Here is a 20,932-nt window from a genome sequence, read left to right as displayed (position 1 = left end):
TGCGGGCATGGAGTCCAGATGCCAGCTCTTTACGTGATGATTCCCGCTGCGCTGCTGATCGTGGCCATCGCCGTCTATATCTTCTTCTGGGCGGTGGACAGCGGTCAGTACGACGACCTCGACGGCCCGGCCCACAGCATCCTGTTCGACGACCAGGACCCGAACCACACCGCTGCCGTCGATGAGGCCAGCGGCCAACCGGCCAAGCCGCAAGACAAGGCCCCGCCCCATGCTTGAATTGGCGCCACTGCTGGTGTCTGCGGTGATCCTCGGCTTGCTCGGCGGCGGCCATTGCCTGGGCATGTGCGGCGGCTTGATGGGCGCGCTGACCCTGGCGATTCCCAAGGAACAACGCAGCCGCCGCTTTCGCCTGCTGCTGGCCTACAACCTGGGCCGGATTCTGAGCTATGCCTGCGCCGGACTGCTGATCGGCCTGGCCGGATGGGCCGTGGCCAGCAGCCCGGCGGCGATGTTCCTGCGCATCCTCGCCGGATTGCTGCTGATTGCCATGGGCCTGTACCTGGCCGGCTGGTGGAGCGGCCTGACCCGTATCGAAAGCCTCGGTCGCGGCCTGTGGCGGCATATCCAGCCAGTCGCCAACCGGTTGCTGCCGGTGTCGAGCGTTCCCCGTGCGCTGCTGTTGGGCGCGCTCTGGGGCTGGCTGCCGTGTGGTCTGGTTTACAGCACCTTGCTATGGTCGGCCAGCCAGGGCAACGCGCTGGACAGCGCATTGTTGATGCTCGCGTTCGGGCTCGGCACCTGGCCAGTGCTGCTGGCGACAGGCCTTGCCGCCGAGCGCGTCACCGCAGTGTTGCGCAAACGCAGTGTGCGGATGGCGGGCGGATTGCTGGTGATGTTGTTCGGCATCTGGACCTTGCCGGGGCCGCATCAGCATTGGCTCATGGGGCACTGACATTGTGGCGAGGGAGCTTGCTCCCGTTGGGGCGCGAGGCGCCCCAAAAGAGATGGGCCTGCTGCGCAGTCCAGCGGGAGCAAGCTCCCTCGCCACAAAAACCCATCAATGCCAACAACCACCCTTGATGCAAATCAAGATGCCCCACCCCGCCCTCGCATAAAGTGGCTGACATTGCCAGCCTATCCGGGGAATGCCCGCATGATGCTCGACGCCATTCGTTGGGACACCGATCTGATCCGCCGCTATGACCTGGCGGGACCACGCTACACCTCGTACCCGACCGCCGTGCAATTCAACAGCCAGGTCGGCACCTTCGACCTGTTTCATGCCCTGCGCGACAGCCGCAAGGCCCAACGCCCGTTGTCGTTGTACGTGCACGTGCCGTTCTGCGCGAACATTTGCTATTACTGCGCCTGCAACAAGGTCATCACCAAGGATCGCGGGCGGGCGCAGCCGTATTTGCAGCGCCTGGAACAGGAGATCCAGTTGATCGCCTGCCACCTCGACCCCACGCAAAAAGTCGAACAACTGCACTTCGGTGGCGGCACACCGACCTTTCTCAGCCACGACGAACTGCGCCAACTGATGGCGCATTTGCGCAAACACTTCAATTTGCTGGACGACGATTCGGGCGACTACGGCATCGAGATCGACCCGCGCGAGGCCGATTGGTCGACCATGGGCCTGCTGCGCGAACTGGGCTTCAATCGGGTCAGCATCGGCCTGCAAGACCTCGACCCGGCGGTGCAACGTGCAGTCAATCGCCTGCAAAGCCTGGAAGAAACCCGCGCGGTGATCGACGCCGCCCGCACCTTGCAGTTTCGCTCGATCAACATCGACCTGATCTACGGCCTGCCGAGACAGACGCCGGAGAATTTCGCCCGCACCGTCGAAGAGGTCATCAACCTGCAACCGGACAGGTTATCGGTGTTCAACTACGCCCACTTGCCGGAACGCTTCATGCCGCAGCGGCGCATCAACAGCAATGAACTGCCGACGCCCGCGCAGAAACTGGAAATGCTCCAGCGCACCATCGAGCAACTGATGAGCGCCGGCTACCGCTACATTGGCATGGACCACTTCGCCCTGCCCGACGATGAGCTGGCGATTGCCCAGGAAGAGTCGACCCTGCAACGCAATTTCCAGGGCTACACCACCCACGGTCATTGCGATCTGATCGGCCTCGGCGTGTCGGCAATCAGCCAGATCGGCGACCTGTACTGCCAGAACAGCAGCGACCTGACCGAGTATCAGAACGTCCTTGCCACGTCACAACTGGCCACCAGCCGCGGCCTGCTGTGCAACGCGGACGACCGTTTGCGGCGCGCAGTCATCCAGCAATTGATCTGCAGCTTCAGCCTGGAATTTTCCGACATCGAACAGGCCTTCAACATCGATTTCCAAGGCTATTTCGGCGATCTCTGGCCCCAACTGCAAGACATGGCCAAAGACGGGCTGATCGAACTCGATCGCGACAGAATCACCATCCTGCCCGCCGGGCGGCTGCTGGTGCGCTCGGTGTGCATGGTGTTCGACGCATACCTGGAACAACACAACCGGCAACGGTTTTCACGGGTGATCTAGTGCGCTGCGACAAAAGCGCCACAAGCTGGCCTCAATGTCCTCGGGTGAGTTACCCTTACATCTTATGTGTGAATTCCCACAAGGATTGAAGAAATGTCCGAGCCAGTAAAACTGCGCGCTCATAATCAAGCCCATTGCAAGGATTGCAGCCTGGCCCCTCTTTGCCTGCCACTTTCGTTGAATCTGGAAGACATGGATGCGCTGGACGAAATCGTCAAACGCGGCCGGCCGCTGAAAAAAGGCGAATTTCTGTTTCGCCAGGGCGATACCTTCGATTCTGTCTACGCAGTCCGTTCTGGCGCCCTCAAGACCTTCAGCCTGAGCGACACCGGTGAAGAACAGCTCACCGGTTTCCACCTGCCCAGCGAGCTGGTCGGCCTGTCGGGCATGGACACCGAAAAGCACCCGGTGTCGGCACAAGCCCTGGAAACCACCTCGGTGTGTGAAATTCCTTTCGAACGCCTCGACGAACTGGCCCTGCAATTGCCGCAGTTGCGCCGTCAGCTGATGCGGGTGATGAGTCGCGAAATCCGTGACGACCAGCAGATGATGCTGCTGTTGTCGAAAAAGACCGCCGACGAACGCATCGCCACCTTCCTGGTCAACCTCTCGGCACGTTTCCGCGCCCGGGGTTTTTCCGCCAATCAGTTCCGCCTGAGCATGTCGCGCAACGAAATCGGCAACTACCTTGGCCTGGCGGTGGAAACCGTGTCCCGCGTCTTTACCCGCTTCCAGCAAAACGAACTGATTGCGGCAGAAGGCAAGGAAATCCGGATTATCGACCCGATCCAGCTGTGCGCCCTGGCCGGTGGCTCGCTGGAAGGCTGAAACAAAACGTTGCGGCTGAGCGAAACGGTTCAGCCGCCGTTATACTTCGTTGATTGCAGCCCTGCCAGGACACCACGACGATGGTCTTCGACTCCTTCGACATCAAATCCCTCATCCGCCCTGTCATCGACTTCCCGAAACCGGGTGTGATCTTTCGCGACATCACCCCGCTGTTCCAGTCGCCCACGGCCCTGCACCTGGTGATGGACAGCTTCGCCCACCGTTACGTCGAGGCTGACTTCACCCACATCGGCGCGATGGACGCCCGTGGTTTCCTGATCGGTTCGGTACTGGCCTATCAGCTGAACAAGCCGCTGGTGCTGTTCCGCAAGCAAGGCAAACTGCCGGCTGAAGTGTTGGCCGAGGGCTATGCGACCGAATACGGCGAAGCCTTCCTGGAAGTGCACGCCGACAGCCTGTGCGAAGGGGATTCGGTGGTGATGTTCGATGACCTGATCGCTACCGGCGGCACCCTGATTGCCGCCGCAAACCTGATCCGTCGCATGGGCGCGCGGGTGCATGAAGCGGCGGCGATCATCGATCTGCCGGAGCTGGGTGGATCGCAGCGCCTGGAAGACATGGGCATTCCTACGTTTTGCCTGACGCAGTTTGCGTTGAGCGACAAGTAATCTGGCGCCTGTACTGACGCCATTCGCGAGCAAGCCCGCTCCCACATTTGACTGCGTTCTGTCAGGAAGAATGCAATTCACTAATGAAATGGCTACCCCCGCTGCCCCCTGTGATCGCCCACTAAGCTTTCGCAGGGGGCTCATCGGAGATCGTTGCCATGAACAAAGTAGCTATTGCCGCCATCGACTTGGGAAAACACACCTTTCATCTACATGCACAGGATGATCGTGGTCACGAGCTGTACCGAAAAAAATTCAATCGGGTAACGCTCATGCAGCACCTGGCAAATCTCGAGCCCTGCACCATCGTGATGGAAGCCTGTGGCGGCGCCCACTTCATGGCACAGGAGGCCATCAGGCTGGGACATGCGCCCAGGCTCATCGCACCTCATCTCGTACGCCCTTACGTGAAAAGCAACAAAAATGACTTCGCTGATGCCGAGGCGATCTGCGAAGCAGCGACTCGTCCGACGATGCGTTTTGTGCCGGTAAAAACTCAGGCCCAGCAAGTGCTAGCCATGCTGAACTCCACCCGAGACTCGTTCATCAAGGATCGCACCGCAACCGTCAATCGGATTCACGCCGCGCTTCTGGAGGTTGGCGTGAGCCTGGCCCCGGGCTTCAAGTCGATCAACGCTCTACCGGAGCTGCTTGAGGCGAGTTCAATTTCTGAGCCCTACAAAAAAAATCTGATGAGACTGTATCGACATCTCAAGCATGTGGAGGAGGAGATCAAGTCGCTGGATAAGGACGTGGAATGCCAGGCCGCTGAAGATGATCTGGCGACTCGTTTGATGACTCTGCCGTGTGTCGGCCCGATCACCTCCACCGTCCTGGCTGCCGAGCTGGGCGATGGCAAGCAGTTCAAATGCGGCCGAGGCTATGCAGCTTCCATCGGACTGGTCCCCAAGCAGCATTCCACGGGCGGGAGGTCTGTCCTGCTGGGCATCAGTAAGCGCGGTGATCGCAACCAGCGACGCCTGCTCGTCCAGTGCGCTCGTGTTTACTTGATACAACTGGAGCGACAGAAAGGCGCTTTGGCGGACTGGGTCCGCCGGTTATTGGCGTCGGGACATCACTCCAATCTAGTGGTTTGTGCGCTGGCCAACAAACTGGCAAGAATCGCCTGGGCGATAGCGGCACACCACACTGAATTCGATGCGGGGCCAGCCGCGATGAACGCCTGACCCCGCTGTCACCCAAGCACCACCCACCTGGTTTTGCGATGCTGGATAACTGATGACGTGAACGGCCAACCGGCCTGACGACAACCCTGGGCTCTCACACGGCTGAAAGGCCGTTCCACTAATTAGGGTCGTTGGGCATCGATTCTCATCGAGGCGCGGGGCGACAACCCCAACTCAGACGCCGGATAGATGAAAGCAAGCCAAACACGACATCAACAACAGTATTGCAGAAAAGGGGGTAACCATAGATGTGGGAGCGGGCTTGCCCGCGAAGGCGTCAGCCGCTACACCGCCAAACTCAAAGCCCCATCTGCTTGCTGATGATCTCGTTCATCACTTCCCGCGTCCCGCCGCCAATCGACAGGATCCGGTTGTCGCGGTACAGCCGCTCCACCAGACTCTCGCGCATATAACCCAGCCCACCGAGTATCTGCACCGCATCGGTCACGATCCGGTCTGCGGTATCCGTCGCAAAATTCTTGGCCATGGAAATTTCCTTGATCACGCTCTGCCCCGCCGCCATCTTCGCCGCCTGGCGGTAAGTGAATTCCCGGGACACTTCCAGCGCGGTCGCCATCTCGGCGAGGCGGTGCTTGATCACCTGAAACTTGCCGATCGGTTTGCCAAAGGCTTCGCGCTGGCGCGCCCATTTCAGGCTCTCTTCCAGCGCAAGCTGTGCGGTCATGTTGGCCATCAACGCCAGGGCCAGGCGTTCGCTCTGGAAATTGCCCATGATGCAGGCAAAGCCCATGTTCTCGGCACCGATCAGATTGCCTGCGGGCACTCGGCAATCATCGAAGAACAGTTCAGCGGTATCTGACGCCCACCAGCCCATTTTCTTCAGCTGCCGTCCTACGGTGAAACCGGGCGTGCCCTTCTCGATCAGTAACAGGCTGATGCCGGCGAAACCCGGTTCGCCCGTTCGCACCGCGACGGTATGGAAATCCGCGCGCACGCCGCTGGTAATAAAGGTCTTGCTGCCACTGACCCGGTAGAAATCGCCGTCGCGCACGGCACGGGTTTGCAGGTTGGCGACGTCGGAGCCGCCGCCAGGCTCGGTGATGGCCAGGGCGCTGATCTTCTCGCCCGACAGCACCTGGGGCAGTACACGATCGCGCACTTCGGGGCGGGCCCACTTGAGAATGGGCGGCAGGCCGATATCCAGCGACCCCAGGCCGGCAACCAACCCGCCTGAGCCGCAGCGCATCAACTCTTCACTGGCGGCAACCTTGGCGAACAGATCCCCTTCATGGCTGCCTCCGTAAGCTTCCGGATAACCGATGCCGAGAATCCCCGCCGCGCCGGCCTTGAGATAGAGCTCGCGAGGAAAGCTTTCGGCTTCTTCCCACTGCTCGATATCAGGAAGAATCTCGCGTTCGACGAAACGTCTGACGCTGTCGCGGACCAATTGGTGGCTGGGGTCGAAGTATTCCTGAAAGGCAGACATCGGCGAGCTCCACTGAAGGGGTCAGTGAAGTTAACCGAGCGCTTGCTTGGTTTTCAACAGGATTGTGTGAACTCGATAGATCGAGGTGCGCCTTTCGCGAGCAAGCCCGCTCCCACAGTTGATCTGCGAATACAGGTCACATTGTGGGAGCGGGCTTGCTCGCGAAGGCGTCAGTCAAGACACCACAAGACTCAGAGCGAAATCGGCTTACGCCCGGCAAACGAATGCGCCAGCGTCCCGCCATCCACCAGTTCCAGCTCACCACCCAGTGGTACGCCGTGGGCGATGCGCGAGGCGATCAGGCCTTTGTTGCTGAGCAATTGGGCGATGTAGTGCGCTGTGGCTTCACCTTCCACGGTCGGGTTGGTGGCCAGGATGACTTCGGCGAATGTGCCGGCCTCTTCGATCCGCGCCATCAACTGGGGAATGCCGATGGCTTCCGGCCCCAAGCCGTCGAGCGGCGACAGATGCCCCTTGAGCACGAAATAGCGCCCGCGAAAACCGGTCTGCTCCACCGCATAGACGTCCATCGGGCCTTCCACCACGCAGAGCAAGGTGTCGTCGCGACGGGTATCGGCGCATTGCGGGCAAAGATCATCTTCCGTCAGCGTACGGCACAAGCGGCAGTGACCGACCCCTTCCATGGCCTGGCTCAGGGCCAGCGCCAGTCGCGAGCCGCCGCTGCGGTCGCGTTCGAGCAACTGCAACGCCATGCGCTGGGCGGTTTTCTGACCCACGCCGGGCAGAATTCGCAGGGCGTCGATCAGTTGGCGAATCAAAGGGCTGAAGCTCATGGTGGAAAAGTCCGACAAAACAACGAGACGCGGTTTATACCCGCGCCTCGGTTGAGCGTCAAATTGCAGCGTCAATTACTCAGTCCCGGGAAACCCGAACCACCAGCTTGCCGAAGTTGCGCCCTTCCAGCATGCCGATGAACGCATCAGGCGCCTGTTCCAGGCCATCGACCACGTCTTCGCGGAACTTCACCTTGCCATCGCGTACCCAGGGCGCCATGGCACTGAGGAATTCCGGCTGGCGATCGCCATAGTCATCGAACACGATGAAGCCCTGGATGCGCACCCGCTTGGTCAACAGGGTGCGCTGCAACAGCGGCAGGCGATCCGGGCCGCTCGGCGCTTCATAGGCGTTATAAGAGGCAATCAGGCCGCAGAGTGGAATCCGCGCCTTGGAATTGAGCAATGGCACCACGGCGTCGAATACCTTGCCGCCGACGTTTTCGTAGTAGATGTCGACCCCCTTGCCACAGGCCTTGGCCAGTTCATCGGCAAAATCCGGGCTCCTGTGGTCGATGCAGGCATCGAAGCCCAGTTCTTCGACGACATAGCGGCACTTGTTCGCACCACCCGCCACACCGACCACGTGCAGGCCCTTGATCTTCGCCACCTGGCCAACCACCGAGCCCACCGCCCCGGACGCCGCTGCAACCACCAGGGTTTCGCCGGCCTTTGGCTGGCCGATGTCCATCAGGCCCATGTACGCAGTCATGCCCGGCATCCCCAGCACCCCGAGGGCCATCGACGCACTTGGCAACCCCGACGGCACCGGGATGATGCTGCGACCGTCATTGATGCTGTGGCTTTGCCAACCGGTGGCACCGACCACCAGATCACCTTCCTGAAACTTCGGATTGAGCGACCGCTCGACCCGGCTGACAGCGCCCCCGGTCATGACTTCGCCGATTTCCACCGGCGCGGCGTAGGAAGGTGCGTCACTCATGCGTCCGCGCATGTAGGGGTCCAGCGACAGGAAAACGGTCTTGAGCAGCACCTGACCGTCGGCCAGGTCCGGCAGCGCCACCCGCTCCATGCGGAAGTTTTCCGGCGTTGGCGCGCCTACCGGGCGAGAAGCCAGGACAATGCGTTGATTGAGGGTCATGGGGTCGGACATGGCAGCGTCTCCTGTGATCGATGGGGTTCGGTGATATAGGGAGCAGACCTTTGTGGCGGTATGGCGTTCGATGTGTTTTCAGTTACACCGGGGTGAATTCTTCGCGACTTCACAGGCACCGCATCCCTGTCAGCCAGAAACAAAAATGCCAGGCGCTATGCCTGGCATTTTTGTAACTCATCTGCCGCCTGAAGGCGAATCAGAATGGCAGTTTCATGCCCGGCGGCAGTTGCATGCCGGCAGTCATGCTGCCCATTTTGTCCTGGCTGTTGGCTTCGATCTTGCGCACGGCATCGTTGACCGCGGATGCGATGACCGCTTCCAGCATTTCCTTGTCGTCTTCGCTCATACCTTCAACCAGGCTCGGGTCGATGGTCACGCTCTTGACGTCATGACGACCGGTCATCACCACGGTGACCATATCGCCACCGGCCTTACCGGTGACTTCGGCGTTGGCCAGCTCTTCCTGCATCTTGGCCATTTTTTCCTGCATCTGCTGCGCCTGCTTCATCAGGCCGGCCATGCCACCTTTCATCATGGTAATCACCTCAAAAGTACTTGGATTAAAACAGCGCCCGGCCCATGCGGCCGGGCGCCTTCAGTTATTAGCCCTGAGTGACCAGGGCGTCGACAGGTTCAATAGTATCGTTACGGACCACCGCACCGAACTGCTGCATCATTTGCTGGATGAACGGATCACCGTGGATCGATTCCTCCGCCTCGCGCTGACGGTTGGCGCGGCGGCGCGAAGCCGCTTGCGCCGGGGTTTCCTGCTCGGGCTTGATCAACTCGATGCTCAGGGTCAGCGTGCGCTGGTGATACTGGTTCAGCGCATCGTTGAGGCGACGCTGTTGAGTGGCGTTGAACAAGGCACTGTGGGCCGGGTCCAGGTGCATCAGCCAATTGTCGCCATCCACCGCGATCAGCGTGCAGTTGGCGGCGATGCTGCCGGTCATGCCGGAGATCGGCAATTTCGGGAACAGCTCCAGCCATTGCAGGGCCAGACCGGTGGCCGGCATCGCTGCGGGCTCAGGCTCGGGCTCCGGAGCCGGGTCGGCGGCATGCTCGCTGGCCAGCTCGTCGAGGTAACTGTAGGCCGAATCCATGTCCGGCTCGATGTAATCCTCGTCCAGCGGCGGCTCGTCATCCAGGTCCATGCCCGGCGTCGCGGCATCGACGTCGGCCACCGATGGTTCCGGGATCGGCGCGGCGGCCCACTCCGGGGCGTCCGGCACCACGCTGTCCGGCGTCGGCAACGGCATCGGTGGTAATTCGGGTTGTTCGCTGGCGGTTTCCAGCAGCGGCTCCACTGCCGGTTGCTGAACGGGCGCTGGCTCGACCGGGTCATTCCACGGCAGGTCGACAACCTCTTCGACTACGACCGCTTCAACCACAGGCACAGGCGCAGGTTCTGGCACAACGACCGGCGCAACCGGTTCCGGTGCAGGCGCTGGAGCCGCCACTGGCGCGGCTGCTACCGGAGCAACGGCCGCAGCGACTACCGGCACAACCACCGGCGCGGCAGCCACTGAGTTTGCGGAATCAACTGTGGCCTGGCTGATCCCCACTGGCTTTAGCGGTTGCCTCGGGGCGTCCGCGGTGTCTGCGGGCCGGAACGCCAGCATCCGCAGCAACACCATTTCAAATCCGCCCCGGGGATCCGGCGCCAGCGGCAGGTCGCGGCGGCCGATCAGGCCCATCTGGTAGTAGAACTGCACGTCTTCGGCCGGCAACGCCTGGGCCAGTGCCAGCACGCGATCACGGTCGCCGTGACCGTTATCGACACCTTCCGGCAAGGCCTGGGCGATGGCGACGCGGTGCAGCACATTGAGAATTTCCGAAAGCACGCCGTTCCAATCCGGGCCTTGTTCGGCCAGGTGGCGGACGGCTTCGAGCAACGCCTTGGCATCGCCTTCGATCAGCGCATGCAGGACGTCGTAGACCTGCCCGTGATCGAGGGTCCCGAGCATCGCCCGCACGTCGGCGGCCATGACCTTGCCCTCTCCGAAGGCAATCGCCTGGTCGGTCAGGCTCATGGCGTCACGCATCGACCCGTCGGCGGCACGCCCCAGCAACCACAGTGCATCGTCTTCGAACGGCACGTTCTCGACACCCAACACGTGGGTCAAGTGCTCGACTACCCTTTCTGGCGTCATGTTCTTCAGGGAGAACTGCAGGCACCGCGACAGAATTGTTGCCGGAAGTTTCTGCGGATCAGTGGTCGCCAGGATGAACTTGACGTAGGGTGGCGGCTCTTCCAGGGTTTTGAGCAGTGCATTGAAGGAATGGCTGGAGAGCATGTGCACTTCGTCGATCAGGTAGACCTTGAAGCGCCCGCGGCTCGGGGCGTACTGCACGTTGTCGAGCAATTCGCGGGTATCTTCGACCTTGGTGCGGCTCGCGGCGTCGATCTCGATCAGGTCGACAAAGCGGCCTTCATCGATTTCGCGGCACACCGAACACTCGCCACAGGGGGTCGAAGTGATACCTGTCTCGCAGTTAAGGCATTTGGCAATGATCCGCGCGATGGTGGTCTTGCCGACCCCACGGGTACCGGTAAAGAGGTAGGCGTGGTGCAGCCGCTGGCTGTCCAAGGCATTGATCAGAGCCTTGAGCACATGGGTCTGGCCGACCATTTCGCGGAACGAGCGCGGACGCCATTTACGTGCAAGAACCTGATAACTCATCGAAAACCGTCGCAGCGAAGGAAGCAGAAGCGGCTAATGCTAGCGGAGCAAGGGACAAATTGCATCCGGTGCGCTCGTGTATTCTGGCCAAGCTGCACATCGGGGGCTTTTAACGGAGTGTTTATGCGGCTGGCCTTGGGGGCATTGCTGTTGATCAGCCTGGACAGCGTGGCTGCGCAAGCACCGCTGCGCTTCGTGATAACCGACAGCTGGAGCATGCCCATGGTGCAGCTTGAACAGGGTAAACCGACCCAGGGCATCCTGTATGACGTGATGCTCAGTCTCGCGACCCAGGTCGGCGTGCCGGCCGAATTCCATGTATTGCCCCGCGCACGAGTGCAAAACGCCATGGAGCAAGGCGAGGTCGATGTCCGCTGTTATGCCGCGCAATCGTGGCTGCCCAATCAGTCTGGCGATTATCTCTGGAGCATCCCGCTCTTCACCCAACCTGACGTGTTGATCACCCGGCAAGCACCGTCCACCGCAGTCAAACCCGCCGACTTGCCGCAACAGTCCATTGGCACCGTGCTGGGTTACAGCTACCCGACCCTGCAGCCGCTGTTCGACGCCGGCCAACTGTATCGCGACGACGCACGCAATCAGGAACAAGTGCTGGAAAAACTCCTGGCCGGCCGCAATCGCTATGCCGTCAGTAATCAATGGAGCCTGAACTGGTTCAATCAGCGCCTGCTGCCAGAGCAACAACTGCACAGCGTGTCGGTGCTGCAGGAGCAGAATGTCGGCTGCTACGTGCGCAACGACCCGCAAGTGCCGGTGCAGCGCATTCTGCGCACCCTGGTTCGGATGAAGATGTCCGGGGAGATCGATGAGATTGTCCGGCTGTATATCGGTGGCGAGCCTGCGGCTGTGGATAAATCGGAAACGACAAAAAACCACCCCGGACAAGATCCTGGCAGCTAGCGAAAGTCTGATTTCAGAAAGATAACGCGAGAGAACACTCGCGTGGCGTTAAGGTGGTAACCCCACCAGCCACACCCCGGCACACAATGTCACCGCTGCGGCTGCTCCCTTCCAGGCCTGACCGGGTTCACGGTTGATCGTTGCGGGGGGACCGATGGGGTCACCATAACGACGCTCACCTGTCGGCGAGCCGCGCCATTGTACCTATCTGAGGCGAAGTTACAACCGTTGGTTTCGGATTAAAAATATGAGGGGGTTCAAGCACTTGCTATTGCGCCTCAAGCACCTCGTCCGCCCTGCCGCCCTCGTGCTGAATCACCAGGTGAATAAAGTGCAGCTTGGCAATGACCGCTGACGGCAGGACAAACGGATAGAAATCCGGCTGCCCCATGCTGCGTGACAATTCGTTGAGCATGCCGGCCAGTTCGATCCAGGCGTTGACGAACGAAAGAAAAGCCGCGCCGCCGGGATGTTGCGGATCGTAAAGGGTTTCGGGCGGAAACGGCTGATAGTCGAAGTCCATTTCCCGGGCACTCATGCCAAAGCCCAGCGCGGTATCCACTGCGTCCATCATGTGCAGGTAATGCGCCCAGGTTTCGGCCCAGTCTTCCCACGGGTGCATGGTGGCGTAGGCGCTGACGTAGTGCTGCTGCCAGTCGAGCGGCGCGCCTTGTTGATAATGCTGTTCGAGGGAGTCGGTATAACTGATGCGCTCATCGCCAAACAATCCGCGAAAAGGCTCAAGCCATTGGCTATTGGCGATCAATTGGTCCCAGTAGTAGTGCCCGACTTCGTGACGAAAATGCCCGAGCAACGTGCGATAGGGTTCGTGCATTTGCACCCGTACCTGTTCGCGGTGGGCATCGTCCGCCTCCTTGATATCGAGGGTGATCAAGCCGTTCGCATGGCCGGTGGTCGGTGTTTTTCCGTCAAGGTCCACGCCGATGAAATCGAAGGCAAGGCCTATCTCTTCATCGACGGTCCTGGGAATTACCTGCAACCCCAGGCTGAGCAATTGCGCGACCAGACGCCGTTTGGCGGTTTCCACCTTGCGCCAGCGCTCGTGGTTGTCGGCTAACGACAGATCAGGAATGGTGCGATTGAGGCTGCAGGCAATGCACAAGACGTCATGGTCATTGGCAGGCAGCAACCAATTACAGGCCGCCGGGGAGTCGAGGTTGGCGCAACGTCGAAACAGGCCAGCCCCGGTATCGGCATCAAGCTGCCAGGTCCCCACTTGCACACCCGGTTGCAGCGCAGACAGGCGACTCTGCTCCGGCTGATAACCCAACGCCGCCGAACAGGCCAGGCACTGGCTGTTGCGAAAGAACAGGGACTGCCCGCAACGACAGTGCCAGACCTTGCTGTTGCGCGAGCTTTCGCCCATGAACGGCGCGGCGATGCGCGAGCTGAGCTGCTCGAAGAACGGGTACATGGCGATCTCTCCCTGAGGCTTGCAGAGACTAGATCATTCTTGCTCGCACATCGTTCCGCTTTTTTGTGGTGAGGGAGCTTGCTCCCGTTCGCCTGCGTAGCAGGCGCCAGAACTATAGGGACCGCTTCGCGCTCCAGCGGGAGCAAGCTCCCTCGCCACAGGTTCTCCGGCTAGATCGGGATGTTGTGATCCTTCAGGAACACCACAAACGCCTCTTCATCCAGCACCTTCAGCCCCAGCTCATTGGCCTTGGTCAACTTCGAACCGGCACCGGGCCCTGCGACCACGCAATGGGTCTTGGCCGACACAGAGCCCGCTACCTTGGCCCCAAGGCTTTCGAGTTTGTCCTTGGCGATATCGCGGCTCATCAGCTCCAGCGAGCCGGTCAGCACCCAGGTCTGCCCGGCCAGCGGCAAGCCTTCGACGACCTTCTTCTCGCTCTGCCAATGCATGCCGAAATCAGCCAGTTGCGCCTCAGCAGTGATCGAACGCTGGCGATTTTGTTCGTCCGCAAAAAAATCGCGAACCGAATTGGCCTGTTTTTCCGGCAGCGCCTGGCGCATATCCAGCCAGTCAGCACCGATCACCGCCTGCAGCGAGCCGAATTTGTCCGCCAGTTTCTGCGCCCCGCCCGGCCCAACCAACGGGATATGCAGCTTGTCGAGGAAACCACCCAGCGTGGTGCTCGCTGAAAACTCGGCGCCCAACTCGCCCTGTTCCTGAATCTGCATGCCGTGTTTGAGCAAATCAGCGATCACCTGCTGGTTATGGGCGTCCTCGAAGAAGCTGTGGATCTCGTACGCGACTTCCAGCCCGACGTCCGGCAAGTACGTCAGCACCTGCGGCAAGGCCTGTTGCACCCGTTCCAGCGAGCCCAGGGAGCGCGCCAGAACCTTGGCCGTCTCCTCGCCGACATCGGGAATCCCGAGGGCGTAGATGAACCGTGCCAGGCCCGGCTTCTTGCTGTCTTCGATGGCGCCGAGCAGGTTCTTGCTCGACAGTTCGGCAAAGCCTTCCAGATCGACGATCTGCTCGAAGGTCAGGGCGTACAGATCAGCAGGCGAGCTCACCAGGCCTTCGTCGACCAGTTGCTCAACGCTCTTCTCACCCAGGCCTTCGATGTCCATGGCGCGACGGGAAACGAAGTGAATGATCGCCTGCTTGAGCTGCGCACCGCAGGCCAGACGACCGACGCAGCGATACACCGCACCTTCGCTGACCGTCTCGCGGCCCTTGCTGCGTTTGATCAGCTGCGTGCGCTCGACATGGGAACCGCACACCGGGCACTGCTCGGGAATCTGCACCGGCCGGGCGTTTTCCGGGCGACGCTCCATGACCACTTGCACCACTTGCGGAATCACGTCACCGGCGCGACGGATGATCACCGTGTCGCCGATCATCAGGCCCAGGCGTGCCACTTCATCCATGTTATGCAGTGTGGCGTTGGCCACAGTGACGCCCGCGACCTTGACCGGTTTCAGTCGCGCCACCGGCGTCACCGCCCCAGTGCGACCGACCTGGAACTCCACATCGAGCAGCTCGGTGAGTTCTTCCATCGCCGGGAATTTGTGGGCGATGGCCCAGCGCGGTTCACGGGCGCGAAAACCCAGTTCGCGCTGGGAGGCAATGCTGTTGACCTTGAACACCACGCCGTCGATTTCATACGGCAGCGCGCTGCGACGCTCACCGATGTCGCGGTAGTAATCCAGGCACTCAGCGATGCCGTGCGCCAGTTTCAGCTCATGGCTGATCGGCATGCCCCAGGCCTGGAGTTGCTGCAAATTGCCGATGTGCGTATCGGCAATGTCCGCCGACACCTGGCCGATGCCGTAGCAGCAGAACTCCAGCGGACGATTGGCGGTGATCTTCGAATCCAGCTGACGCAAACTGCCCGCCGCTGCGTTGCGCGGGTTGGCGAAGGTCTTGCCGCCGACTTCCAGTTGCGTGGCGTTGAGCCGCTCGAAACCGGCCTTGGACATGAACACTTCGCCGCGCACTTCCAGAGTCGCCGGCCAGCCAGTACCGTGCAGCTTGAGCGGGATGTTGCGCACGGTGCGCACATTGACGCTGATGTCTTCGCCAGTGGTGCCATCGCCGCGGGTCGCGCCGCGCACCAGGACGCCATCCTGATACAGCAGGCTGACGGCCAGGCCATCGAGCTTGGGTTCGCAGCTGTATTCGACTGTCGCCCCGTCACCGAACAGGTCGCCGGCCGGCAGGTCCAGGCCTTCGGTCACCCGGCGGTCGAACTCACGCATGTCGGTTTCTTCGAAGGCGTTGCCGAGGCTGAGCATCGGCACTTCGTGACGCACCTGGGTAAACGCCGACAGCGCCGCACTGCCCACTCGCTGGGTTGGCGAGTCGCTGGTGATCAGTTCGGGATTGGCCGCTTCCAGAGCCTTGAGCTCGTTGAACAAGCGGTCGTATTCGGCGTCCGGAATGCTCGGCTCGTCGAGCACGTGGTAACGATAGTTGTGCTGATCCAGCTCAGCGCGCAGCTCTAAAATACGGTTCTTGGCGGCGGTCATGGGTGTTCTCTCATAAAGCAAAAGAGCAGCCGAGGCTGCTCAATTTTTTAAATACAGTAGCTCAAGGCTATGGCCATTGTGGCGAGGGAGCTTGCTCCCGCTCGGTGGCGAAGCCGCCGTAAATCCTGCAATCGCGTTGAACCTGACACAACGAGGGGGATGGTTTTGGGGCTGCTTCGCAGCCCAGCGGGAGCAAGCTCCCTCGCCACAAGAGCTCGCTCCAACCTTTTCAATCAGCGCTTCTGGGTCAAGGCGCGACGTTCGAATTCCACGATGCGCTGACGGTAGTGCTCGATCGTCTGGGCGGTCAGTACGCTGCGCTGGTCGTCCTTCAGTTCGCCGTTGAGCTCCTGGGACAATTTACGCGCCGCTGCCACCATCACGTCGAAGGCTTGCTTCGGATGGCGAGGGCCTGGCAGACCCAGGAAGAAGCTCACCGCCGGAGTGCTGAAGTGGTCGATGTCATCCAGGTCGAATACGCCAGGCTTGACGGCGTTGGCCATGGAGAACAGCACTTCACCGTTGCCGGCCATGCTTTCGTGGCGATGGAAAATGTCCATTTCGCCGAAACGCAAACCGCTCTCCAGAATGTTCTGCAACAGCGCCGGGCCCTTGAAGCCGGCAGCGTCGCGGCAGATCACGCTGATCACCAGCACTTCTTCAGCTTGCGGTTGCTCTTTGTCGTTGACCGCTGGCGAAGCCTTGGTGTCATCCGGGAAATCGTCGTCGCGGCTGCTGAAGCTCGGGCCGCCGTCCAGATCCAGGCTGAGGTTCATGTCGCCCTGGGAAGGCTCTCCGTGGCCACGCTTGCCGCGCTTGGAGCCCGACTCGCGAGGCTCGCGGGCCGGCATGCTCACCGACGGCAGATCGTGCTCGTCCAGTTGCGGCTCTTTATGCGTGTCCAGCACGCGCGGCGGGCCCAGCAGTTCGGCGCTGGTGCTGCTGTCCTCGTCCGGCAGATTGGACAGACTTCGATCAAGACGGAACTTCAGTTTTCCCTTGCCGCCGCGCATACGGCGCCAGCCATCGAAAAGAATACCGGCAATGACAATAATGCCGATGACGATCAGCCACTCGCGCAGACCGATTTCCATGTAATCCCGTGCCTCTATAAAAAATGCTGAAAAATAAGGGGTTTACAACCTGCAAACCGCTTTAAAACGTGGCGCCAACTCTATGTTCTGACAGGCGTTTTGCCCACGTATACGAAAAATTGACATTAAACTAGCACGACCAAAGGCAACTTTACACCGTCTACCAAAATCGCTGCGCAAATTATGTCGATTTGCCATCTTCATTCCACCGGTAGAGCGTCGTATGGCCCGCACAGCTCAAGCTTCAAGCTTCAAGCTTGCAGCTTGATGCTCGCCGCTAGGCGTCCACCATCGCCATCGCCTCCTCGACATCCACGGCCACCAGACGTGAACAACCGGGTTCGTGCATCGTCACACCCATCAGTTGTTCGGCCATTTCCATGGCGATCTTGTTGTGGGTGATATAGATGAACTGCACTGTCTGTGACATCTCTTTTACCAATCGCGCGTAGCGTCCAACGTTAGCGTCATCCAGTGGCGCGTCAACCTCATCGAGCATGCAGAACGGCGCCGGGTTCAATTTGAAGATCGCAAAAACCAGGGCCAATGCGGTCAGGGCTTTTTCGCCGCCGGAGAGCAAATGGATGGTGCTGTTCTTCTTTCCTGGCGGCTGCGCCATGATTGTTACCCCTGTATCGAGTAGATCTTCGCCCGTCAGTTCCAAATACGCGCGGCCTCCACCGAAAACTTTTGGGAAAAGCGCCTGTAAACCGCCATTGATCTGATCAAAGGTATCCTTGAAACGGTTACGGGTTTCCTTGTCGATCTTGCGAATCACGTTCTCAAGGGTATCGAGCGCTTCCACCAGATCGTCGTTCTGCGCATCCAGATAACGTTTACGTTCCGATTGTTGCTGGTACTCATCGATGGCCGCCAGGTTGATCGCGCCCAGGCGCTGGATCCTCGCAGCGATGCGCTCGAGTTCTTCCTCGGCATCCTTCTCGCTGGCCTCGGCGGTCAATGTTGCGAGTACGCCGTGGAGATCGTAGCCGTCTTCCAGCAATTGGTCCTGCAAGGTCTTGCGGCGCACGGTCAGGGCTTGCCATTCCATACGCTGGGTTTCGAGCTGACTGCGAATCAACTGGGATTGTTGTTCGGCCTGGCTGCGGCGCTTCTCGGCGTCGCGCAGTTCGCGGTCGGCGTCTTCGAGGGCGATCTGCGCGGTCTTGAGTTCTTCGTCGACGGTCATGCGCTTGTCGAGCAACTCCTCGAGCTTCAAACGCAGTTCTTCCAGCGGTGCTTCGCCCTCCTCCAGATTGAGGCTCAGTTGCTCGCGCTTTTCGGTCAGGCGCTCGGACTGCATCTCCAGTCGCTCCAGCGCCTGGCGCGTCGAATCGTGCTGGGCCTTGAGCGAGCCCAGACGCACCGCCAGCTGGTGGGCGTGATCCTTGTGCTGCCGTGCTTCCTGACGCACCCGGTCCAGACGCTCCCGCAGACTGTCGCGCTGGGCCAGCAGCAACTCACGCTGCTCGGTGTCCAGCGCCATGCTGTCGAGGGCTTCCTGCAATTGCAGGCGCGCTTCGCCGATGTTTTCGTGCTCCAGGGCCCGCTGTTCGTCCAGCTCGGTGAGCTCTTCGTCGAGGCGGGTGCGGCGCAGGGTCAATTGTTCGGCCTTGGCTTTGCCGGCGGACAATTGAGCCTTTAATTCACCTTGCTGACGCGCTTCGTCCTGCAGTAAACGGCGCAAATGTTCGCGGCCGTTCTCCTGCTGACGCTGCTGCGCCCTGAGATTCTGCAGTTGGGTTTCCAGGGTTTCGACGGCGGCTTCGCGCTCTTCGCGCTCAAGGCCCAGTTGCTGGATTTCCTGACCGCGAGCGAGCACGCCGCTTTCCGCTTCACTGGCCCGACGCACCCGCAGAAAATGCCGTCCGACCCAGTAACCGCAACGGCTGATCAGGCTCTGCCCGACAGCCAATTGATCCCGCAAGGCCAAGGCCTGTTCGAGACTGTCCACCGGCTTGACCTGCCCCAGCCATGGCGACAGATCGAGCTGCGCCTCGACCTTGTCCAGCAAGCTGCCCGGCACTCGTACGCCATCGCTGGCCGGGCTGAGCAAACGCAAGTCGCCCTGGGCAAACCCGGACAGATCGAAATCGTTGAAATCGTCCACCAGCACCGCTTGCAGGTCGGCGCCGAGCACGGTTTCCACCGCCAGTTCCCAACCGGCCTCAACCTTCAGGCCTTCGGCCAGGCGCGGGCGATTCGCAAGATTCTGTTCGCGCAGCCATTCAGCAGTGCCGGTGCCCGGATCGAGCGCAGCTTGCTGCAAGGCTTCGAGCGAAGCCAGTCGACCGTTGAGGCGCTGCAAATCACCCTGGGCCTGCTGTTGCGCCGACAGCGCCTGCTGCAGTTCCTGACGCAATTGCTCAAGCTTTTCGACCTGCGCTTCTTCGCTGGTCTGCAAATCCTCAAGGGTCGCTTCGGATTCCGCGAGCTGCTCGCTGAGCGCCATGATCGCTGCGTCTTCCGGGTCCGCCGAGAGCAAGGCACGTTCTTCGCCAAGACGCTTCTGGCGATCGGCCAGGCGCTCCAGGCTGGTTTCCAGCTGCTGGATCCGCGACTGCTGCACTTCGGCCTGACGGCGCGGCTCGGCGGCGGTGAGGTTGAACGTATCCCACTGTTCTTGCCAGCCGTGCATGGTGGTTTCGGATTCTTCCAGCGCGGCAGCGGCCTCTTCGGCGGCGGCGCTGGTGACTTCCTGTTCCGGGGTGAGCATGTCCAGCTCTTCGCCGAGGGTCAGCAACAGCGTGCGGTCGTGGCCCAGGTGCGATTCGGTTTCCAGGCGTGCGCGCTCGGCCTCTTTCAGGTCATCCTGCAACTGGCGCAAACGCTGCTGACCGTGCTGGATGCTCTGCTCGACCCGAGCAATGTCGCCACCGACCGAGTAGAAGCGCCCCTGCACCAGGTTGAAGCGTTCCGAGAGGTCGTGGTGTCCGTCACGCAGGCGCTCGATGCTTGCGTCGGCATTGCGCTGTTCGGCCACCAGGGCTTCGAAAGAAACTTCCTGGTTGCCGATGATCGCTTCACGCTGGCCGACCTGATCGTTCAGCGCCTGCCAGCGCAGGGCCGACAGCTGGGCCTTGAGCTGACGCTCCTCGCCCTTGAGTTCCTGATACTTCTTGGCGGCCTCGGCCTGGCGGTGCAAGCGTTCGAGCTGACGCTCAAGCTCTTCGCGCAGGTCAGTCAGGCGCTCAAGGTTTTCGTGGGTGCGGCGGATGCGGTTTTCCGTCTCGCGCCGGCGCTCCTTGTACTTGGAGATGCCTGCGGCTTCTTCGATGAAGTTGCGCAGGTCTTCGGGCTTGGACTCGATCAGCTTGGAGATCATCCCCTGCTCGATGATCGAGTAGCTGCGCGGGCCAAGGCCGGTGCCGAGGAAGATGTCGGTGATGTCGCGGCGCCGGCATTTGGTGCCGTTGAGGTAATAGGTGGTCTGGCTGTCGCGGGTCACTTTGCGGCGAATGGAGATTTCCGCATAAGCGGCGTACTCCCCGAGCAAGGTGCCGTCGGAGTTGTCGAACACCAGTTCGATGCTCGCCTGGCTCACCGGCTTGCGGCTGGTGGAGCCGTTGAAGATGACGTCGGTCATCGATTCGCCGCGCAGGTTCTTCGCCGAACTCTCGCCCATCACCCAGCGCACGGCGTCGATGATGTTCGACTTGCCGCAACCATTGGGCCCGACCACCGCCGCCATGTTACTGGGGAAGTTCACCGTGGTCGGGTCGACGAAGGACTTGAACCCCGCCAGTTTGATGCACTTGAGCCGCACGC

The 20,932-nt window shown here is 60.8% G+C and carries 16 protein-coding genes and 1 other RNA gene; 7 read left to right on the top strand and 10 right to left on the bottom strand.

Features of this window, described 5'->3' with window-relative positions:
* Positions 1-18 precede the first annotated feature (18 nt).
* The 6 genes from ccoS (at position 19) to AC3ITY_RS09350 (ending at position 5,144) form a co-directional block, all read left to right on the top strand.
* Complete coding sequence (ccoS, locus tag AC3ITY_RS09375) at positions 19-237, top strand: cbb3-type cytochrome oxidase assembly protein CcoS (RefSeq protein ID WP_007971444.1); 219 nt, start codon at positions 19-21, stop codon at positions 235-237.
* Complete coding sequence (locus AC3ITY_RS09370; RefSeq protein ID WP_223454523.1) at positions 230-913, top strand: sulfite exporter TauE/SafE family protein; 684 nt, start codon at positions 230-232, stop codon at positions 911-913. The genes ccoS and AC3ITY_RS09370 overlap by 8 nt, the downstream gene beginning before the upstream one ends.
* A gap of 204 nt (positions 914-1,117) precedes the next feature.
* On the top strand, positions 1,118-2,500 hold the full coding sequence (gene hemN, locus AC3ITY_RS09365; RefSeq protein ID WP_489310810.1) for an oxygen-independent coproporphyrinogen III oxidase: 1,383 nt from the start codon (positions 1,118-1,120) through the stop codon (positions 2,498-2,500).
* Between the two features lie 93 nt (positions 2,501-2,593).
* On the top strand, positions 2,594-3,328 hold the full coding sequence (fnr, locus tag AC3ITY_RS09360; RefSeq protein ID WP_046041331.1) for a fumarate/nitrate reduction transcriptional regulator Fnr: 735 nt from the start codon (positions 2,594-2,596) through the stop codon (positions 3,326-3,328).
* Positions 3,329-3,408: 80 nt separating this feature from the next.
* Positions 3,409-3,957, top strand: coding sequence for an adenine phosphoribosyltransferase (locus AC3ITY_RS09355; protein ID WP_223454890.1), 549 nt, complete (start codon positions 3,409-3,411; stop codon positions 3,955-3,957).
* A gap of 158 nt (positions 3,958-4,115) precedes the next feature.
* Positions 4,116-5,144 carry an IS110 family RNA-guided transposase gene (locus AC3ITY_RS09350; RefSeq protein WP_223460745.1) on the top strand — a complete coding sequence of 343 codons (1,029 nt, stop codon included), beginning with the start codon at positions 4,116-4,118 and terminating at the stop codon, positions 5,142-5,144.
* 298 nt (positions 5,145-5,442) lie between these two features.
* Here the strand turns inward: AC3ITY_RS09350 and AC3ITY_RS09345 are convergent, their stop codons facing one another.
* The 5 genes from AC3ITY_RS09345 to dnaX all read right to left on the bottom strand — a co-directional run bounded on the left by AC3ITY_RS09345 (position 5,443) and on the right by dnaX (position 11,186).
* The gene (locus tag AC3ITY_RS09345) at positions 5,443-6,591 is read right to left on the bottom strand and encodes an acyl-CoA dehydrogenase family protein (RefSeq protein WP_223454892.1); all 1,149 of its coding nucleotides are present in this window, start codon (positions 6,589-6,591) and stop codon (positions 5,443-5,445) included.
* 191 nt (positions 6,592-6,782) lie between these two features.
* On the bottom strand, positions 6,783-7,385 hold the full coding sequence (gene recR, locus AC3ITY_RS09340) for a recombination mediator RecR (RefSeq protein ID WP_223454894.1): 603 nt from the start codon (positions 7,383-7,385) through the stop codon (positions 6,783-6,785).
* Between the two features lie 79 nt (positions 7,386-7,464).
* Positions 7,465-8,499, bottom strand: coding sequence for an NADP-dependent oxidoreductase (locus tag AC3ITY_RS09335; RefSeq protein WP_223535014.1), 1,035 nt, complete (start codon positions 8,497-8,499; stop codon positions 7,465-7,467).
* 199 nt (positions 8,500-8,698) lie between these two features.
* Entirely contained in the window at positions 8,699-9,037 is a 339-nt protein-coding gene (locus tag AC3ITY_RS09330; RefSeq protein WP_007971455.1) for a YbaB/EbfC family nucleoid-associated protein, read from the bottom strand.
* A gap of 67 nt (positions 9,038-9,104) precedes the next feature.
* Positions 9,105-11,186, bottom strand: a complete 2,082-nt coding sequence (gene dnaX, locus AC3ITY_RS09325; RefSeq protein ID WP_477783705.1) for a DNA polymerase III subunit gamma/tau — start codon at positions 11,184-11,186, stop codon at positions 9,105-9,107.
* Between the two features lie 123 nt (positions 11,187-11,309).
* On the opposite strand from dnaX, the gene AC3ITY_RS09320 reads away from it, so the two are divergent.
* The gene (locus tag AC3ITY_RS09320) at positions 11,310-12,107 is read left to right on the top strand and encodes a substrate-binding periplasmic protein (RefSeq protein WP_489308590.1); all 798 of its coding nucleotides are present in this window, start codon (positions 11,310-11,312) and stop codon (positions 12,105-12,107) included.
* Positions 12,108-12,167: 60 nt separating this feature from the next.
* Here AC3ITY_RS09320 and ffs read toward each other — a convergent pair.
* The 5 genes from ffs to smc form a co-directional block, all read right to left on the bottom strand.
* An RNA gene (gene ffs, locus AC3ITY_RS09315) (signal recognition particle sRNA small type) lies at positions 12,168-12,264 on the bottom strand.
* A gap of 111 nt (positions 12,265-12,375) precedes the next feature.
* A complete protein-coding gene (locus AC3ITY_RS09310) occupies positions 12,376-13,542 on the bottom strand; it encodes a zinc-binding metallopeptidase family protein (protein ID WP_489308588.1) in 1,167 nt (388 codons plus the stop codon).
* A 170-nt stretch (positions 13,543-13,712) separates the two neighbouring features.
* A complete protein-coding gene (ligA, locus tag AC3ITY_RS09305) occupies positions 13,713-16,070 on the bottom strand; it encodes an NAD-dependent DNA ligase LigA (protein ID WP_223454903.1) in 2,358 nt (785 codons plus the stop codon).
* A gap of 233 nt (positions 16,071-16,303) precedes the next feature.
* Complete coding sequence (gene zipA / locus AC3ITY_RS09300; RefSeq protein WP_223454905.1) at positions 16,304-17,164, bottom strand: cell division protein ZipA; 861 nt, start codon at positions 17,162-17,164, stop codon at positions 16,304-16,306.
* Between the two features lie 277 nt (positions 17,165-17,441).
* On the bottom strand, positions 17,442-20,930 hold the full coding sequence (smc, locus tag AC3ITY_RS09295) for a chromosome segregation protein SMC (RefSeq protein WP_223532556.1): 3,489 nt from the start codon (positions 20,928-20,930) through the stop codon (positions 17,442-17,444).
* Positions 20,931-20,932 lie beyond the last annotated feature (2 nt).

It is taken from the genome of Pseudomonas sp. GL_091 (genome assembly GCF_057837725.1).
The sequence above is the reverse complement of the archived record's forward strand: the minus strand, read 5'-3'. Positions and strand labels throughout refer to the sequence as shown.

Coding starts and splice junctions, on each gene's coding strand:
- ccoS (WP_007971444.1), top strand. CDS start 19: ATGCCAGCTCTTTACGTGATGATTCCCGCTGCGCTGCTGATCGTGGCC.
- AC3ITY_RS09370 (WP_223454523.1), top strand. CDS start 230: ATGCTTGAATTGGCGCCACTGCTGGTGTCTGCGGTGATCCTCGGCTTG.
- hemN (WP_489310810.1), top strand. CDS start 1,118: ATGCTCGACGCCATTCGTTGGGACACCGATCTGATCCGCCGCTATGAC.
- fnr (WP_046041331.1), top strand. CDS start 2,594: ATGTCCGAGCCAGTAAAACTGCGCGCTCATAATCAAGCCCATTGCAAG.
- AC3ITY_RS09355 (WP_223454890.1), top strand. CDS start 3,409: ATGGTCTTCGACTCCTTCGACATCAAATCCCTCATCCGCCCTGTCATC.
- AC3ITY_RS09350 (WP_223460745.1), top strand. CDS start 4,116: ATGAACAAAGTAGCTATTGCCGCCATCGACTTGGGAAAACACACCTTT.
- AC3ITY_RS09345 (WP_223454892.1), bottom strand. CDS start 6,591: ATGTCTGCCTTTCAGGAATACTTCGACCCCAGCCACCAATTGGTCCGC.
- recR (WP_223454894.1), bottom strand. CDS start 7,385: ATGAGCTTCAGCCCTTTGATTCGCCAACTGATCGACGCCCTGCGAATT.
- AC3ITY_RS09335 (WP_223535014.1), bottom strand. CDS start 8,499: ATGTCCGACCCCATGACCCTCAATCAACGCATTGTCCTGGCTTCTCGC.
- AC3ITY_RS09330 (WP_007971455.1), bottom strand. CDS start 9,037: ATGATGAAAGGTGGCATGGCCGGCCTGATGAAGCAGGCGCAGCAGATG.
- dnaX (WP_477783705.1), bottom strand. CDS start 11,186: ATGAGTTATCAGGTTCTTGCACGTAAATGGCGTCCGCGCTCGTTCCGC.
- AC3ITY_RS09320 (WP_489308590.1), top strand. CDS start 11,310: ATGCGGCTGGCCTTGGGGGCATTGCTGTTGATCAGCCTGGACAGCGTG.
- AC3ITY_RS09310 (WP_489308588.1), bottom strand. CDS start 13,542: ATGTACCCGTTCTTCGAGCAGCTCAGCTCGCGCATCGCCGCGCCGTTC.
- ligA (WP_223454903.1), bottom strand. CDS start 16,070: ATGACCGCCGCCAAGAACCGTATTTTAGAGCTGCGCGCTGAGCTGGAT.
- zipA (WP_223454905.1), bottom strand. CDS start 17,164: ATGGAAATCGGTCTGCGCGAGTGGCTGATCGTCATCGGCATTATTGTC.